The 15,421-nt window shown below is 55.5% G+C and carries 15 protein-coding genes; 5 read left to right on the top strand and 10 right to left on the bottom strand.

Going from position 1 to position 15,421, the window contains the following annotated elements:
* Window positions 1-34: 34 nt before the first annotated feature.
* The 7 genes from B5G02_RS02585 to B5G02_RS02555 all read right to left on the bottom strand — a co-directional run bounded on the left by B5G02_RS02585 (window position 35) and on the right by B5G02_RS02555 (window position 4,665).
* Window positions 35-340 (bottom strand): type II toxin-antitoxin system RelE/ParE family toxin, encoded by a 306-nt coding sequence (locus B5G02_RS02585; RefSeq protein WP_094335065.1) that lies wholly within the window; start codon window positions 338-340, stop codon window positions 35-37.
* Window positions 330-599 (bottom strand): type II toxin-antitoxin system Phd/YefM family antitoxin, encoded by a 270-nt coding sequence (locus B5G02_RS02580; RefSeq protein WP_019238990.1) that lies wholly within the window; start codon window positions 597-599, stop codon window positions 330-332. Before B5G02_RS02580 ends, B5G02_RS02585 begins: the two co-directional genes overlap by 11 nt.
* A 94-nt stretch (window positions 600-693) precedes the next feature.
* On the bottom strand, window positions 694-1,125 hold the full coding sequence (locus B5G02_RS02575; protein WP_094335064.1) for a type II toxin-antitoxin system VapC family toxin: 432 nt from the start codon (window positions 1,123-1,125) through the stop codon (window positions 694-696).
* Window positions 1,118-1,408 (bottom strand): type II toxin-antitoxin system RelB/DinJ family antitoxin, encoded by a 291-nt coding sequence (locus B5G02_RS02570; protein WP_094335063.1) that lies wholly within the window; start codon window positions 1,406-1,408, stop codon window positions 1,118-1,120. The genes B5G02_RS02575 and B5G02_RS02570 overlap by 8 nt, the downstream gene beginning before the upstream one ends.
* A 161-nt stretch (window positions 1,409-1,569) precedes the next feature.
* Window positions 1,570-2,391: a hypothetical protein gene (locus tag B5G02_RS02565; RefSeq protein WP_143758273.1), complete on the bottom strand. Its 822-nt coding sequence runs from the start codon at window positions 2,389-2,391 to the stop codon at window positions 1,570-1,572.
* A gap of 454 nt (window positions 2,392-2,845) precedes the next feature.
* On the bottom strand, window positions 2,846-3,892 hold the full coding sequence (locus B5G02_RS02560) for a hypothetical protein (RefSeq protein ID WP_094335061.1): 1,047 nt from the start codon (window positions 3,890-3,892) through the stop codon (window positions 2,846-2,848).
* Between the two features lie 11 nt (window positions 3,893-3,903).
* Window positions 3,904-4,665 (bottom strand): hypothetical protein, encoded by a 762-nt coding sequence (locus B5G02_RS02555; protein ID WP_094335060.1) that lies wholly within the window; start codon window positions 4,663-4,665, stop codon window positions 3,904-3,906.
* 267 nt (window positions 4,666-4,932) lie between these two features.
* On the opposite strand from B5G02_RS02555, the gene B5G02_RS02550 reads away from it, so the two are divergent.
* Both B5G02_RS02550 and B5G02_RS02545 read left to right on the top strand, forming a co-directional pair.
* Window positions 4,933-5,130 (top strand): hypothetical protein, encoded by a 198-nt coding sequence (locus tag B5G02_RS02550; RefSeq protein WP_094335059.1) that lies wholly within the window; start codon window positions 4,933-4,935, stop codon window positions 5,128-5,130.
* A 79-nt stretch (window positions 5,131-5,209) separates the two neighbouring features.
* Window positions 5,210-5,779 (top strand): leucine-rich repeat protein, encoded by a 570-nt coding sequence (locus B5G02_RS02545; protein ID WP_094335058.1) that lies wholly within the window; start codon window positions 5,210-5,212, stop codon window positions 5,777-5,779.
* A gap of 89 nt (window positions 5,780-5,868) precedes the next feature.
* Here B5G02_RS02545 and B5G02_RS02540 read toward each other — a convergent pair whose 3' ends face one another.
* The 3 genes from B5G02_RS02540 to B5G02_RS02530 are packed head-to-tail and all read right to left on the bottom strand — an operon-like array spanning window position 5,869 to window position 8,732.
* Window positions 5,869-6,333, bottom strand: a complete 465-nt coding sequence (locus B5G02_RS02540; RefSeq protein ID WP_094335057.1) for a hypothetical protein — start codon at window positions 6,331-6,333, stop codon at window positions 5,869-5,871.
* A gap of 1 nt (window position 6,334) precedes the next feature.
* Complete coding sequence (locus B5G02_RS02535) at window positions 6,335-7,528, bottom strand: PASTA domain-containing protein (protein WP_143758272.1); 1,194 nt, start codon at window positions 7,526-7,528, stop codon at window positions 6,335-6,337.
* Between the two features lie 52 nt (window positions 7,529-7,580).
* Window positions 7,581-8,732, bottom strand: a complete 1,152-nt coding sequence (locus tag B5G02_RS02530) for a hypothetical protein (protein WP_143758271.1) — start codon at window positions 8,730-8,732, stop codon at window positions 7,581-7,583.
* Window positions 8,733-9,101: 369 nt separating this feature from the next.
* On the opposite strand from B5G02_RS02530, the gene B5G02_RS02525 reads away from it, so the two are divergent.
* The 3 genes from B5G02_RS02525 (at window position 9,102) to B5G02_RS02515 (ending at window position 15,421) form a co-directional block, all read left to right on the top strand.
* Window positions 9,102-10,634 (top strand): hypothetical protein, encoded by a 1,533-nt coding sequence (locus B5G02_RS02525; protein ID WP_094335054.1) that lies wholly within the window; start codon window positions 9,102-9,104, stop codon window positions 10,632-10,634.
* Between the two features lie 108 nt (window positions 10,635-10,742).
* Window positions 10,743-13,853: a PQQ-binding-like beta-propeller repeat protein gene (locus B5G02_RS02520; protein ID WP_094335053.1), complete on the top strand. Its 3,111-nt coding sequence runs from the start codon at window positions 10,743-10,745 to the stop codon at window positions 13,851-13,853.
* Window positions 13,850-15,421, top strand: a complete 1,572-nt coding sequence (locus tag B5G02_RS02515; RefSeq protein WP_094335052.1) for an FHA domain-containing protein — start codon at window positions 13,850-13,852, stop codon at window positions 15,419-15,421. Before B5G02_RS02520 ends, B5G02_RS02515 begins: the two co-directional genes overlap by 4 nt.

The following is a 15,421-nucleotide window of genomic DNA, read 5'->3' as shown; positions in this document are numbered from 1 at the left end:
AAAGCATGTCAAATTACCCCAGGGGTTTTCGGCATCACACGTACCGCGCATAATCCTGAAGCGAGTGGAAGATATGCGCGACCACAATCTTGTCGTCGCGATGAGCGTACAGAACGATGTAGCGCATCACCGGCATCGCCCGATAGCCCCGTGCAGCCACCTCGCTCATACGGCTGAGCGGGTACATCTCTGGCTGCCCGCAAACTAAGGCGATGTTCTTCTCGAACGCGTCAACGAATCGTGCGGCAGCCGAAGGGCTCGCTAATTCGACAGAGAGATAGCGAACGATGTTTTCGAAATCCATCTGCGCCCGAGGGAGAAGAACATAACTACAAGCCATACTGTTCCCTCATGGCAGCGATGAACGTGGCACCGTCTACATACTCGCCCTGCTCATATGCTTTGTCGGCATCAGCCAGCACCCGCACGAGGCGCGCTTTTGCAACCTCCTCGCGCATCATGTCGTAGTCCTCGCTGCGCATGACCACGAACTCGCTATACCCGTTCTTGGTAACTGTGATAGGTTCGGGGGATTCTTTAACGAGCTTGGCGAACGCCGCCGTGTCTTTCATGTCTCTGACCGGAACGCAAACCGCCATGATCGCCGCCTTTCGCCACTGCAGTACGTGGCCTTATTGTACCACAGCATGATAATGCAGAAATGCTCGTCGGAAGTCCGCACTATATCTCTTATTATCCCGTAGCAATCTCGAGATACTCCGCACAGGTCACCGCCCGCACACGCGACCGTTTGAACGCACGGGCATCGCGCGTGAGGATGAAATCGACGTCGTTGAGCTCGGCGACAGCGCGCACAAGCCCGTCCTCAAAATCCGGCTCCCCCGCATGGAGCGACAGCTCGCATTCCTCCGCGCCCACGGGCGCAATAACGAGCAGATCCATCAGCAGGCCGATGGCCTCGCGCGCGGCGGCTTCCCTTCCACCGCGACCGAGCACGTAGTACACGTCCTTGAGCGAACCCGAGGTAACGAGGCCCATATCGCCACCGCCGTTGCAGCGACGCAGAACCTCCCAAGCCTCCTGAGACTGCGGCCTGCCCTCGACGAGCGCGTCGAGCAGAACGTTCGTATCGAAGAGCAGCCTCCGGTCGTTGAAGTTACGCATAGCGGCTCGCAATCATGTCCCTCATCTGGTTGTCATCGAGACTGACAAGGTCTTCGCAAGAACCAAATGACGCGCGAAGCTCACCAAGCCGCTCGAGTGAATCGGGTGCAGCGTCAAACTGCTCGGCACCATCGCCCGCGTCGGGAATCTCGCCTGTCCGCGCGATGCGCTCCCACACCACACGGATCACGTCGCCCGACGAGAGCCCCGCTGCACGAATGAACGCATCCGCACGCGCCTTGACCTGCGCGTCAACCCTGCCGGAAACCACCGCCGTAGCCATACGCGCCTCCTTGTAGACGTGTATACATTATAGCAGATGGGGGATGCGGAATCGGGCTTACGCTGACTGTGCCGATCCTATACCAAGCGCTGTTTTTCGACATAAGTTGGCTCTAGGTTGCCAGGCTATCGCTCGGAAACCGATGTCTGATTACCGTGAGCTCACCGATACCTCTGGTTCATCAACGCCTCGATTGAACTGTCCGACATCAAGGTTGGCCAAGAACCCTCAAAGAGCGTTGCAACCTGGGATCCGTCGCGAACCGTTATCTGAGGGCGCCCGTCATACATCTCTACGGTGCCGCTGATTCGAAACGTAACCGTTATGGGCTGGTCACTCTTAGACCATTCAACGTAGTTATGCAGCTCGTATTGGTCAAAGCTCGCGAGGTCTTGACTCCAGATGACAGCGGCAAAAGCTCCGTCCCCCATATTGATGAAGTAGGGCGAGCCATTGGAAGATCCGGCATACACGATGCTCGAGGGCACTCCCTCGACTGTTACCTCCTGTCCCACGTAGGCGCTCGCGTCTGAGTAGCTGATAACTCTACCTTCGTTATACGTATTTTCCCAGCCGGATTCGGCATCATGCTGGTACAGGTTGGGGTATGGCGTGGGAATATCGCTATATGAGTCGTATCCCGAGGCACTCTCAGAAGAAGCCCGCTCCGCTTCCGAAAAACGACTCTGAGGAGTGTCCTCTACCGGCTGATCGTACGACGGAGTCGATCCGCACCCTGGCAGGAAAGTAATCACCGCAAAGACGAGTACGAGCGCGGCGAGAGAGCGTTTCACACGTTGAAATACCATAACCCCACCAACCTTCATTGGCATAACTTTATAGAAATCCAGCGACAAGCCTTGATAATCCGATGGTAAACCGACGCCCTCGAAACCGCCACAAGCAATCCGGCCCGTTACCACTGCGACGATGCATGCCTCGATGCCGATACGATTGTGGGGCTTGGGGCACTTTTCCGGCATCAGATGGCTGACCAGAAGTCGCTTTCCCGGTCAGTCATTGCCATTCCGCACAATCTATTTGTGATGCTGAGACCGCTTTCCGTAATGCGTTGAATAGTACCAGCTGACCCCAATCGACCAAGCGAGCCATGCTGGGTAGGCAATTAACCCAATCTGCAATGAAATCACGCTGGCAATGCACGGCCCGACAGAGGGAATCCAAGAGTTTAGAACCACCATACCGCAAACAAGCTTTCTCAACTCGTAATCTCGATCCGACGCGTCTTGTACACAAGCGTTCGCGCCAGAAACAAGCAGCCCGACAGTCACTGCCCAAACGAACCAAATCAATGTCCAGTTAGCATTTCTCCCCATATACGGATCAGACAGTTCAATACAGGTAATCACTGTCGTAATCCAGAGAAGCAATGTTCCTGCCGTCAATCTTCCCATGACCTTACTCCCCACTCGCAGCTTATTTTGGATATTTGAAGCGTATATCAGGAGATATACCGAAATAGTTCCTCAAGGGGAAGATGTCGATAAGCCCGTAGAATATCTGCTTCACGCTTCCTGGGGCAACGGGAGTAATGGGGAACGGCTGGAGCAGCTCGGCAAGCTTCAGGGCATTGAGAAGATCCTCATTGGCTTCTCGTGCGTTCTCGATACCATCCTCACATATACCCCAATATGCCTTCGAACGGTCAAAGGGGTCATGAAGCGCTCCGAGGCGCACAAGTTCACTGTAAGCCCAATTAAACGGAGCGTATGAAATAAGCTCGTTCATTGAATTCATCGTCTCGTGAAGCTGGGCGTCCATTACAAACTGGACAAATGCTGCGATGCAATATGCAAGACCGTATATCGAGAGCCAGATATCGGAGTTGTTCCAAATGAAGTTTCCGTAATGGAACGCATCCATATAGTCATCTAGGGTGTCAATGTGGGTCGACCCGGCTTCGCCGGGATTGCGAGCAGGTGCGAGGTTTTCATATATCCCCAGTCTTCCATACATCTGCCTGGCCGATGCCGCAGTAGCAAATGTTGAGATATCAAGTACCAAATACGCAGGCAACGAAAGGATCGCCAAAGCACCAGGGTTAAACGCCCCGGTTACCATTGCAGGAGTTACTGTCAAGTAATCGCCGCGATACGATGTTTGCACGCTTACATTTTGAAGCATGGTAATGCCGCCTTGTTCACGCGTTGAGGAAAAGAAATTGTGCTTCGAGAGCAGCAGGGAATGAACCTCGGACTCCGTTAAATCGCCCAGGTCATATGAGACACACGTTCGCATTAAGCTGAAAAGCACATCAGGGCTCTCCGCGTTTATTGGCATGCTATCAAGAGGAAGATCCATAGCATTGTTTCCGATGTAGCGATAGGAATACGATTTGAGGTTTACCGTGGTGGGATAGGCTTTTCCCTGCTGTATCTGAAATCCTCCACCCATTCGTACCGCTCGAAGAATGTTGAAGTTTCCGAACGCGTCGAACATCGTCATGCCGTTTGGTATGCCCATAAGATCACCCCCTAAAAACTAGGCTCAATGCCACCAAGCTTGATTCCGCCTTCATTTGCAATAATGTCTGGCAAGTTCTTATAGAAAAGCTCGCGGAAACTCGCCATATCGACACCCAGCAGCGTCGTTACTGCATCGTGCACGCGTCGGTATTCAGATCCCGCAAAATAGGTCATGAGGTAGAAGATCGATTTGAACATGAGCTGCTTATCTGTCGTCCTGTGAGCGCGGCAGATGTCTTGCTCTATTGAGCGGAAATTCTGCTTTCTACCAGCAGGGATAAAATCCATTCGGTCATAGCCAAGGTATGCACCGGGGTTCTGCCCGGCAAACCCATGATAGACGAGCGTTGTAATGAAGTGCCTGACTGCCATCTCAAACGTAAGGCCAGGATTGGCGGCCGCAATATTCTCAAGCCTATTAATCTCAATCGAAATGTACTTATAGAGATAGACGTTGAAGTAAAACACAAATAAGTTGCGCTTAGCGCTCTTAATCAATCGCTGGCTCCGATGCTCTTGAACACAGGATTCTACCGACTTCTCTGCCGGCCAGATTCCAAACGGGTCACAATAGATATAGAGCAGGAAATCAATATTGGGCTTGCACGCGTTTTTCCATGCATTCATCTCTTCCGACATGCGACCCTGCACTGCATCGGGGAGCGTTGAGAACGTTGACTCCAATAAGGCATCGTACAGCTCTCCAACAGTATGGTTCGACCAATCTTCTGAACGAGCAAGATCCATTGCCACTGGGGTAAGATATGCCATTGCAACTCCTCCATTTTCCAACGCAGCTCGAAAGGCAATCGCGCTTATAACGTTGCCGTCATCATAGGAGTGGCCATCTCATCCCATTTCCCAATACACCTGAAGAAATGTTTTTCCCAGCTATCGATGGCGTGGTGCAGTGTTTCTCGCACTCGTCGGCGCATAGACATTACTAATGATCCATTGGGAAATGACCTCCCAGATCTGCCCCACAATGCACATCAACGGAACGGCGCTATCGGGGCGCCTGGAGCAAAGGAGGCCATCATGGCATATCGCGGTCATTACTCAAGCGGCAGGAGCAGCTACTCAGGCGGCGGGTTCGTAAACCACCGCACCGGGGCGTACGTCTCCGCGGCGCGCGCCCACCAGCACGTGGGGCAGAGCTTCGGCGGGTTCACCAAGACGAGGAGCAGCTCCTCGGGCAACTTCTACATGAAGGGCAGCTCATCGAATCGCAAGTAGCGTCACGCACTATGGCGGGTTGCAGCAAAGCCGCAACCCGCCATTGACCTGATTAACCATATCAAAGGAAGGAGCGATCATGAGATTCGTATCTGCCAAATGCCCGGCGTGCGCAAAGGACATTGAAATACCTGCCGAGGAAACCGAGTTCTTCTGCCCCTACTGTGGCAGCAAGTTCCTGCGCGACGCAGCGTACGCCTTCGCCGCAATGCCGGAAATGAGCACCGGAGATGCCGACCTGTCCGATTTTGTAATTGTTGGGACAACGCTGGCTGCCTACCGAGGAACAAAAGCACACGTAATCATCCCATTAAATGTAACAACCATTGCGGACGAAGCTTTCATGGGGAATAAATCCATCTCGAGCATAACTATCCCCGATAGCGTGACTTCGATTGGGGCTGACTGCTTCAACGGCTGCACGTCATTGGCGACGGTTGCTATGTCGAATCGGATTACCACGATAGGCAACAAGGCATTCAAAGGATGCTCTTCGCTGACGGAAATCGACCTTCCTCAATCTTTGGAAATACTTGGGCATAATTCTTTCCAGGGCTGCACATCGCTAACCCTAGCGCTCGTTCCCTCAAGCTGCACGCTCGGCGCGTTCCTATTTGATGGTTGTCCAGTAAAGGTAATAAAACGATAGCCTAATATGCTTCGATCTAAAATTGAAGCAGCAAAGAGCCGTCCGGTTTCAGGTCGCGCCGGACGGCTTTTGCCATTATGCTAGGTGCCCTACCGCGCCACGTTGTACACCAGCTGTGACCCGTCGGACTGGATGTCGGCAATCTGCAGATCGGTCTGGGCACTCTGGAACGGGATGAGCTTGTCCAAGATGAAACCGGTTAGCAGATTGCCATCCACGTAGTAGGAAACCTGCACCACCTGGTCGGGGTTCGCATAGAGCCCGTCCGACGAGCTGTAGCCGATCCGCACGCGCTGGCCAATGTACGCGTCATCCGGAATATAGCCCTCGAGCAGCAAGAACGTCCCCGTCTCGAGCATGTCGTCCGACGCCGTCATGGTGTACAGGCGCACCACAATGGCATCCTCGCCGCGGTCGACGATCGTGCCTTCGCTCACCAAACGCCCGCTCACGATGTCTGTATCCCAATGGCTGTAGGGGATGAAGAAGCATGCGATGAGGGCGACAGCAGCGCCGATGGCGATCAGTGCACGCCTGTCTTTGACTTCGTCCAAACTACTCCTCCGCTGGCGCTGGATCGATCACAATCAGAGGATTATAGTCATTAGCCTCAGCCTCAAACGATTCAAAGAGCTCGTTTTCGCTGGTGTAGGTCAACACAGAAGTCGTTCTGCCCGTGCACCATGCAAGCCAGTTTGCCGTCTCTTGATCTTTGGCACGAGCCTCATTAATCTCTCGTGCGTTTCCGGTATATTCCATATCTGCCCAGTCATACATGAGGTAGATTGCAGCGCTTTCTGGCTCAAGCGTATATTCACAGGTAAGAGGTCTCCCATTTTGCCTGTGTGCTTCTTGGAGCCCCGCACAGTAAAAATCAAGATATTCCTGCGCGTGATCCCTGTTATATGCAAGCGCCTCTTGGACAACGCCCTTGAGCACCTCGGTATCGGTCGCAAGGTCTTCATCGCTCGCTTCTGAATAGGGCGCATAATACAACTTGTATAAGTAGCCATCCTGGGTGTAGCAGACACATATTATCGATGTTTTCAGTTGAGCAGCCATGGTGCGGAACCGCTCAACATTGCTGTCGCCTTCAGCAGATGGAGTTGACATATGGTGACCTGCGGGAATAGTTTCGGACCTATACGCCCTAAACAGCACATACGTCCCGCCGTCCTCGTATTCCTCGCGCTCCCAGCCATTCTCAAGCGAATCGGCAATCTCCGCATCGATGATCGCCTGACGTTCCTTCTGAATGGTCTCCTCGGTCTTGCCTATGGTCACCTGAACATGCACGGCAGCATCGTTCCGTACAAGCAGCTCGCCTGCCGCGGGATCAGTCTCCTTCACCTCATAGCCAGCATAATTCCTGATGCTCGAGACATCTTCACCCTCATCCGTCGCATACGAGATCTCCCATGCTCCGGAAAGCTCCGCGAGGGCGTTTTGGGCATCGGTCGGCGTATATCCCGTTATATCCGGCATGGTCGCAAACTGCGTAAGATACACGACGACCGCCACGGCGATAACGAGAACAATACCGCCCGCAATCGCCGCCAAGCGACGCGGATGTGCCTTGAGCTTGTCTAACAGCCCCGCGACCGAGGACTTCTCCTCTTTGCACTCCTCGATGTCTTCCGTCCGGTCAACAGACTCGCCACGTTCCTCAAAACGCACCTCGCTCGCATCATCCTCTGCAGTCCCAACTTCACGGCTATCGCTATCAGAATTGCCCGTCACCACATTCACACCCCATTACAATCCAGAGGCTTCCCATAATTCGGGCAGCCGGCATCGACGACTAGCCCTCTATTCCAGAATCGGTCGGAGCCCCCTCGCTAACCGACCAGAGATCAATAGACAGAGCATTGAGGTTGCTGTTCGCCCACGCCGCAATCTGGTCGGTTCCCTGCGCCGGCTCCCAGTATCCATCCCGACAGAAACCGAGACACAGCATTCCGGAATCCCCAACGTGAAGCTCAGTGAAGCCCTCATCTTGCACGAACATATCAAAATCTTGTGCTTGATAGAAAAATGAAACGTCGCTGATGCCATCCGCCTCAAACCATGCCTCGTACCTCATGCCGGTAGTGATAGGAGGAACGTTCTGACCAGATTGAACAGCAAGAACATAGGCCTGGAATGCACGGAGATACCCCTGGCGCCAATCAGCAGAGGCTACTGCCTCGTTTGTCGCCTGGACTGAGGACGCCTCGAAACCGCAACGTTCCAAGATAGATGAAGGGTCAGCAAGAATTTCTTCGGTAAATGGCTGAAGAATCGTGCATTCGCTCCTAATCTGATTAATCTTTGCCTCAAGCTCGTCTTCAGTAACCTCCGTAGAGCCGTATCCGTATTTGCTCAGCAAATTAAATGCTACGGTTTGATGCAGAGACCATTCATCAGCGCTGGAAGCTGTCAATTGATTCAAATCGTTGTCGACCGTAGGAGGGGCATAGACGAGGTGGAAGTAATCGACTAAGCCTTCGCTGTTGAATCTGACCTCGATTAAAGGATAGGCGTTATCTACTTCACCCGCGAAGTCATTTGGCTCCAATCCGTCGATATCGATTTCCACCACAAGGGGCTCATCCCAGTCTTCATCGCGCTTTGCCGCGTTATACGCTTCTTGCAGGTCAGGGCAGTTCAGCGCACGAACAAAATCGTCCGGCCTATCGATGAGAGATGCCAGATAGGGAAAGTCGGGCCACGCGCCAGCCTTCCTAATCTGCAAGCCCGCTCCAGAAAGAACAAAAACGAACACTGCCAGGATTACCACTGCAGCGACCGCAAGACCGCCATAAAGCATACGCTTAGGCTTCTTTTTCACGTCATCACTTGCCTGCGGCTCTGATTCCCCACTGTCCTCGCCAGCAGGCTTTTTCTCCTCGAGAATAGCTTTTTCTGCGGCTGCTTCGCTTCTAGGCTCCTCCGCTTCTTGAGCATTCTCCATATTCTCCCTAGCCAGCTCATCCTCCCGACCAGCCCCACATTTCGGGCAAGGACTTTCCTCACCAATTTCTTCGCCGCAATTCCAGCACCTCATCGTTTCCTCCGTCCGCAGGAGACTCTATATCCTGCGCACAGTATCCTCTCGTTCAAAACAGTTCGTTTCCCAATGCTCGTCCTTCGCCACCCCAATGGCGCATGACCGACCGCACACGCACCGAGCTGCCGCGTCACACCCGCACCATCTACCTCGTCATTCCGCGCACATCTCAGTGAGCACCCCCCCCCAACCAACAATTCCATTGGCAAATGCCCCAAAACCATTGGCGGTATTGTTTCCTCGGTTGGAAAACTGGCTGCAGCGGGAAGAACCATGGAACCGAAAAGCGGGCGCAAACCCATCAACGTGCTCACGGAATACCTCACCTCCTGGATTCGTGCGAACTCCGAGGAGGCGCTGCCGTTCGATTCGTTCGAGAACCTCAAACCCGGCCGGGTCGCGCAGAAAAACGTCGAGCGCTGGGTCTTCAACTGCAACTACGTCTACAACCGCATGGGCGGCATCTTCTACGACCGCAGCATCTTTCCGCAAGATACCGGCGAGCGTGCAAAACTCATTCGCAGCCTCGACCGCGCCTTCAAGAGCATCAGCGACACCACGCCGCTCGACCTGCGCTCGAAGCCCAGCGAGTCCGTCCCCTACGAGCTCTCGAAAGACTGGCCGCCGTTCACCGAAAACAGCCGCAATACGCTCGAGCGTCTCGAGGACTCGCTGGAGCAATTCCGCGCCGAGAACCCCGCCTTTTGCGACCAGCACGCCGATGCGCTCGCATCAGCCGAGGCGGAGATTCGCGAAGAGGCCGCCTACTACGCACTCGTCGACGAAGAGGCGGGAAACGGTTCTCGCGCGCTTGTCACAACATGCCACGCGCTCTTGCCCATATGGTGCGCGAAGGAGATTAACCCCCTGGTCACGCTGCTCTTCTGGAGCGACGAGGACGCCCTTGCAGAGCTGGTAGACAAGCTCGCTGCCTCGTTTTCCGCACAGCGCGCACTCGACGCGAGCCATGTGCGCGCTATCGAGATGTGGCGCGAGGCAACGCTGCAAGCGCAGGCGCTCTATATCGATCACCTCGATGACGACACCGACCTTACGACGCTCTCCGTGCCAGAGATCGGTCACCTTCTTGCAAGCGAGGGCTTCTCGCTCGATCATGGCAGCTCAACCGAAGCGCTCCCGCGCTGGCTCCTGGGCAAAGCGCGTCTCATCTGGAACGTCGTCATCTGCACGGTGCTCGGCCCGGAGGAAGCCATCGGCAGCGCGCTACCCGACGGCTCGTCGACGGCGGAGTCTGTTTACACCGCTCGTACCTCGCACTGCCCCAGCTGCTTTACCGGCGAGGTACTGCTCAGGCGACGCTATAGCTCTGGTCGCGTGGTGACCATCGACCGCCTTATGCTCGACTCTGTGTGCAGCCCCGGCCTGTGGAAGGTCATAGGGTCTCATTACGACGCGCACGCTCCTCTGCCCAACAGTGCGTATCGCACGCAGTTCGTCACGCTCGGCGCATCGTTCGTGATGAGCGAGGTGCGTGACGGCGTGGGCAAGGTCGTTGAAGGCTCCGGGGATTCCCGCTTCCACCTTGAGCTGGCAATCGAGATAGATGCCCACAAGCATGCACGGGTGGTCGCGCGCGACCTCGATTCGAAGAACGGCACGTGTGTGCTGCGCACCTCCTGCAACGGGTTCACCTGCTTCGCGTTTCCCGGCAGACGCCACCTGGGCGTGGATGACTGGGCAGAGCGACTTGGCGTGTCCGCAGAACACGTGTGTCTGGTGGACGAGCTCGCCCTCGAGCGCGGCGACATCATCCAGCTCGCCGATTCCTGCTTCGAGCTCATCTAGAGCGCTGATAACGTGGTCGTGAGAAGGTGAGAACCTGGTGTTCCCACCCTTGCACAAGCGGCACTGGCAATCTACTCTGCTAAATAGTGTTGTTTGGGGAGGCATGGAATGAACGATCCGAGAAACTATACGGCTTTCATCAGCTATCGGCACACCGAACCTGATCAACGCATAAGCCGTATGGTCCATCACGCCCTCGAGGCATATCGGATTCCTCGTGCCCTACGAAAGGACAGGGAGGGCTCTAGACTTGGCGATATCTTCCGAGACGATGAGGAACTCTCCGCCTCGCCGTCACTGCCCGCTTCCATTGAGCAAGCGCTTGCAAATTCGCAGTGGCTTATCGTCATCTGCACACCAGCCGCAGCAAAATCATTGTGGGTCGAACGGGAAATCAGAACTTTTGTAGCGATGCACGGGCGAGGACGCGTCCTTGCCGTACTCGCCGCGGGCGATCAGAACACGAGTTTTCCACCAGCTATCCGCTCGTCTGATACGGCACATTCAGAACCACTTGCCTGCGACCTCCGCGAGGCAAAAAGTCCTTTTTCTCGCCGTCGTGAACTACTTCGGCTCGTAGCCCCCATCATCGGTTGCGCCTATGACGAACTCATCCAACGGCGCAGGCAACGCGGTGCACGCATCGCCATCGCAACAGCATGCGCGATTATTGCGACCCTCGGCATCCTACTTACGACAGCCTGGATGGAAACACAGCGCCTCCGCATCGCTGAATCCATCGCGCTTTCAGAGCAATCTCGCGACCTTCTTGCAGAGGGAGACCGTATTGGCGCAATCCAGACAGCCCTGGATGCTCTCCCTGACTCGAATTCAAATCCGTTAGCTCGTCCATTCGTTGACGAAGCCCAAAGCGCACTCGCTGACGCGCTAGGTGTCTATCCTTCGGCAGACGCACACCCCTATCAATTCCGCGCGTGCTATGAACACCGCATGCAAGGACGCATCGAAGCTATAGCAATCAGTCCCGACGCAACACTCATTGCTTGCCGAGATGCAACATCCACAATCGATATCCTCGATGCAGATTCGGGGGCGCTCGTCCACTCGTTCTCGTCCGACCCCAACCACATCATGACAAGGCCTGAGCTTTTGATTCCTCATGCTCAATTAGTCCCCAGTTTTACCGGCGATCTCGTGCTTTCCGATTCCTACCTGCTGGTGAGCTATTCGTACTTCCATACTATATGTTTCGATATAGAAACCGGGGACATCATATGGTCGAAAGCCCATAGCAACGCCTCGGGTCACGCTATCTCCCATGACGGAAAGCTCGCTTCCATCGCTTCACGAAATGGCGACGCCAAAGAAGGAACTCCCGACACGCTTCTCTTACTTTCGATGGAAAACGGAGAACAAGTTGCCGAGATACCGTTACCGATGCGCCTCAATGACGGCGAGACACCTTGGTTCAACGCGGATGACAGCCTTATCCTCATTCCCGGAACTGATACGCTCACCATCGTGGATGTAAAAGAAATGACAGCACATATGATGCCGTGGAACCTCGGAAGCGATACCTCTTTGATGGAAATCGAATCGGGCATCATTGCAGCACACGTAGACCAAGGGCCTTCTAGTTCTTGCACCGTTGCCGCGCTCAACCTCGAGGATGGCTCACTGCTATGGAGCACATCAATTCCCAGCAGCGAACAAAGCGATGAAGCTCAAGAAGGCACCCAGCCATTTGTCCTGCCAGCCTACGATGGCGTCTGCTTCCTTGTAACTGGCGCCATGGCGACGGTAATCGATACAGGCTCCGGAGAAGCCCTTGAGACAATACGGCTACCGGGGAACACGATAGACGCCGTTGCTCCTAACCTCACGTTCCCCAAAGGATCAGCTGCGGCCTATATCACCTTGCAAGATGGCAGCAGGCTTTGTCTCACTTACGCAGAAGGACAGCTCGGTTATGCCGAACTTGAAGATTTGAGTGGCCCGCGCCTTTCGGCAAGCCAAAAGACTGAGACGGGGGGCTTGCCTGCATATATCCAAGCATCAGCTCCCAAAACCGATGGCTCTGCGCTTGAAGTGCATAAGCAGGTGGCATTCTCGGCTGTGGATGGATTTGAACCACTCGCCACCGGGCTGTCGCCATCCTTTCCTAATGTGGATGCTTCTCGACTCCTCTTCATCGCTGCAAACCCTGCTCAAGGCAGAAACCAAAATATCGTCTTTGACACTCAGAACCTTGAGAACCTCGGTGCAATCGATCTAGCGGCGCTTGGAATCACAGAATCGGTCGGGGTTTGCGCATCACAAAATCCCGATGTGATCGTGTTCCGCCAGCAAGATGATTCGGGCGCATTCACCCTCTCGACTGTTGATATCGAACAAGGAGATTTGATTGCACAGCGCACATGGCCAGCAGAAGAGCTGGCATTCTGTTCTACCGACCCCGCGTGCGGCCTGCTGTGCGTAACACATGGCGATACGATCGAAGTTCTTGATGAAGAGACCTTGGAGACCGTCGCTGACTACAGAAATCTACCCGTCACTTCCCCGAGAATCATGGGAGCCATCGCTTCTGACAGCACGATAGCGGTCCTTCTCGGGCAGTACGCCGATGGGGAGCACAACCTCGCGCTACTCAACCGTGCAACAGGGGAATTCGTTGACGATGCTGAACTAGGTTTATACAGTGTGGCGACAATGTCTGGCGCATCGGCCTATCTCCGCCTGGATGAAGTGCACAACAACCTCCTTGTCTCGTGCCAAGACGGCATGGTCAGGTCGTTTGACATGGGTACGGGAGACCTGCTCTGGGAATACCCATCGGATGTGTCTGCAGGCGGGTATATGGCAATGAGCCCCGATGATGAGTCCGTGCTGCTGCAGGAATCCAGCGGACGCTTCGTCGCCTTGGATGCAAACACTGGAGAAGAATTGGGAGTCAGCGAAGATATCCCCGGTTTGCTCCAATTCACTGCGCCGACGGCAGAATCCGACGTCATACAGGGTTTCTATGCCAATATTCATGATGATGGAACCTATGGTTTAGGACTTGTCACCTTTCATCTAGCGGAAGATGGGCTGCATATTCGGGATAACATCCCTTATGGGGTCTTTCTTACTGAAGAAAATGATCGGGTGGCAATCTGGCATTCGGGCATTTTGGGCAGCGTCCCATACTACGACTACCGCGATCTACGTGTTCTTGCCGAGGAAACAATAGATGCATACCAAGCGGGGGACCAATGAAGGCTGTCAACGAGGTCAAACCCATCAACGTACTCGCGCGGTTCATCGCAACCTGGATCCGCGACCACGACGACGATGCCGCGCCGTTCGATTCGTTCGAAGCCATGCACCCGGAGCCTATCGAGCAGAAAGACGTCGAACGCTGGGTCTTGAACTGCAACTACACCTACTATCGCCTGGGCGACATGCTCGTTGAGCGCGATCTCTTCCCCGATGACGATGCGCGTGCAGCCGAGATGTTCGCCTTCCTCGACGCCAATATCAAAAGCATTCGCGACTCCAACCCGCTGAATCTTCGCTCAAAGCAACCGGCGGCGATTGTGGGCGAACTCGGGAAGGATTGGCCGCCGTTTTGCAAGAAAAGCCGCAACGACGTGTCCAAGCTCGCTCCCCAGCTGCGTGCGTTTGCGCAGGCCTTCGCCCCCTTGGTACCGGGGCTTCCCAAGGCGCTGCAGGATTTTGCCACCGAACTGGCCGACGAGGCGCACTACTACCGGAGCGTCGCGCAGCAGAAAAGCGATACGGGCGCGGAAGGCGCCGTCGTCGCTCGCTGCCGCAAGCTGCTCCCCGTGTGGTGCGCCAAAGAGATCAACCCGCTCTTCACGCTCCTCATGTGGCAAGATGAGCAGGCCGTTTCTCAGCTCGCCGAAGAGCTCGCACGCGCTTTTGCTGCCAATGGCTATCCGTCGTTCGACGGCGGCAGCAAGCACGATGCCTACCGTGGCGTGGTTCGCGTGTCGCAGAGGCTCTTCCTCGAGGGCATGCGCGACGCAGACGATACCGACGCGCACGGCCTCACCATACCGGACATCGCGCGGCACCTGGACAACGGGTTCTTTTCGCTGGAGCACCCCGCACCCGTCCCCGGCCTCCCCACTTGGCTGCCCGGCAAGGCGCTCCTCATCTGGAACACCGTAATCTGCGCCATAGCCGGTCCGCGCGAGGCGATTCGTCCTACGGGCTCCAACCGGACGGCCACCACGCTCGAGCCGGCTCAGCGCTCGACGGTAACGCGCGCCGTGCACGGTGAGGCGCTGCTTCGGCGCTGTTTGCAGAATGGCGACCGCGAAGTTGCTGGAACGGTCGACCTGAGCGTCTTCGAACCCGAAGGCACCGCGCTTCTTCCCGGCGACAACGGTGCGACGCGGCGCCTCTGGCTCGTCATGGGAAGCGCCTTCGACGAGCAGGCGCGCGTACCTGCAGCGCTCGAAGCCGTTGCGCAAGACATACCGAAGCGCTTTCTTTCCACTGCGCGCTTTGACGAGCACGGGAACCAAATCGAAGGCCGAGGCGATTCGCGCTACCACGCGATGCTCTCGCTGGTGCAGGATGCCCGCGGGTGGTCGGTTGAGCTGCGTGATCTTGGCTCGAAGAACGGCACGTACGTCATGCGTTCACGCGAGGGACGGCGGCTGTTCTTCGTCCTTTCGTCGCGCGGGAGCACGACGGCGGAAGCGTGGGCGGCGCATATGGGCGTCGATGCAAGCGACGTTGCTATCGTAGATGTCATCACCCTGGAGCGCGGAGACATCATCCAGCTCTGTGGCTCCCGCTTCGAGCTGCTGTGA

Origin of the sequence: [Collinsella] massiliensis (assembly GCF_002161605.1) — a bacterium.
Lineage (GTDB): Bacteria > Actinomycetota > Coriobacteriia > Coriobacteriales > Coriobacteriaceae > Enorma.
The sequence above is the reverse complement of the archived record's forward strand: the minus strand, read 5'-3'. Positions and strand labels throughout refer to the sequence as shown.

Excerpts from the sequence above, each read along its gene's own strand:
- B5G02_RS02550 (WP_094335059.1), top strand. The coding sequence starts at position 4,933 with ATGGCATATCGCGGTCATTACTCAAGCGGCAGGAGCAGCTACTCAGGC.
- B5G02_RS02515 (WP_094335052.1), top strand. The coding sequence starts at position 13,850 with ATGAAGGCTGTCAACGAGGTCAAACCCATCAACGTACTCGCGCGGTTC.
- B5G02_RS02575 (WP_094335064.1), bottom strand. The coding sequence starts at position 1,125 with ATGCGTAACTTCAACGACCGGAGGCTGCTCTTCGATACGAACGTTCTG.
- B5G02_RS02570 (WP_094335063.1), bottom strand. The coding sequence starts at position 1,408 with ATGGCTACGGCGGTGGTTTCCGGCAGGGTTGACGCGCAGGTCAAGGCG.
- B5G02_RS02525 (WP_094335054.1), top strand. The coding sequence starts at position 9,102 with ATGGAACCGAAAAGCGGGCGCAAACCCATCAACGTGCTCACGGAATAC.
- B5G02_RS02520 (WP_094335053.1), top strand. The coding sequence starts at position 10,743 with ATGAACGATCCGAGAAACTATACGGCTTTCATCAGCTATCGGCACACC.
- B5G02_RS02580 (WP_019238990.1), bottom strand. The coding sequence starts at position 599 with ATGGCGGTTTGCGTTCCGGTCAGAGACATGAAAGACACGGCGGCGTTC.
- B5G02_RS02585 (WP_094335065.1), bottom strand. The coding sequence starts at position 340 with ATGGCTTGTAGTTATGTTCTTCTCCCTCGGGCGCAGATGGATTTCGAA.
- B5G02_RS02560 (WP_094335061.1), bottom strand. The coding sequence starts at position 3,892 with ATGGGCATACCAAACGGCATGACGATGTTCGACGCGTTCGGAAACTTC.
- B5G02_RS02555 (WP_094335060.1), bottom strand. The coding sequence starts at position 4,665 with ATGGCATATCTTACCCCAGTGGCAATGGATCTTGCTCGTTCAGAAGAT.
- B5G02_RS02545 (WP_094335058.1), top strand. The coding sequence starts at position 5,210 with ATGAGATTCGTATCTGCCAAATGCCCGGCGTGCGCAAAGGACATTGAA.
- B5G02_RS02530 (WP_143758271.1), bottom strand. The coding sequence starts at position 8,732 with ATGGAGAATGCTCAAGAAGCGGAGGAGCCTAGAAGCGAAGCAGCCGCA.
- B5G02_RS02565 (WP_143758273.1), bottom strand. The coding sequence starts at position 2,391 with ATGCCGGAAAAGTGCCCCAAGCCCCACAATCGTATCGGCATCGAGGCA.